This window comes from Mesorhizobium sp. M7A.F.Ca.CA.002.15.2.1, assembly GCF_003998715.1.
Taxonomy (GTDB): Bacteria; Pseudomonadota; Alphaproteobacteria; order Rhizobiales; family Rhizobiaceae; genus Mesorhizobium; species Mesorhizobium ciceri.
Genome location: NZ_RZPI01001276.1, coordinates 1 through 445 on the forward strand (window position 1 = coordinate 1; position 445 = coordinate 445).

The window sequence follows — 445 nt, forward strand, 5'->3', positions numbered from 1 at the left end:
CCGTGGTCGAGGCGAGGTCCTTGATGGCCATCGGCAAGACCAACGTCCCCGAATTCGGGCTTGGTTCCAACACCTACAACGCCGTGTTCGGGCCGACGCTGAACGCCTTCGATCCGGCCCTGACCGCCGGAGGCTCGAGCGGCGGCGCGGCCGTTGCCCTGGCGCTCGACATGGTGCCCGTCGCCGATGGCAGCGACTTTGGCGGCTCGCTGCGCAACCCGGCCGCCTGGAACAATGTTTTTGGCTTCCGCCCGTCGCAAGGACTTGTTCCCGGCGGACCCGATTTCGAAGTCTTCCATGCGCAGATGGGCGTCGACGGGCCGATGGGCCGCAACGTCCGTGACATGGCACTGCTGCTCGATGTGCAGGCCGGTTACCACCCGCACGCGCCATTGTCCTACGAGAAACCCGGCTCGTTCCTCGAAGGGCTTGGAATACCCGCAAC

Annotated in this window: 1 protein-coding gene; it reads left to right on the forward strand. The window is 65.8% G+C overall.

All coding sequences use genetic code 11. The annotated features are described in order from the left end of the window. Nucleotides 1–23: 23 nt before the first annotated feature. The coding region (locus ENZ74_RS34110; RefSeq protein ID WP_245471075.1) for an amidase family protein at nt 24–445 on the forward strand (422 nt) is incomplete at its 3' end.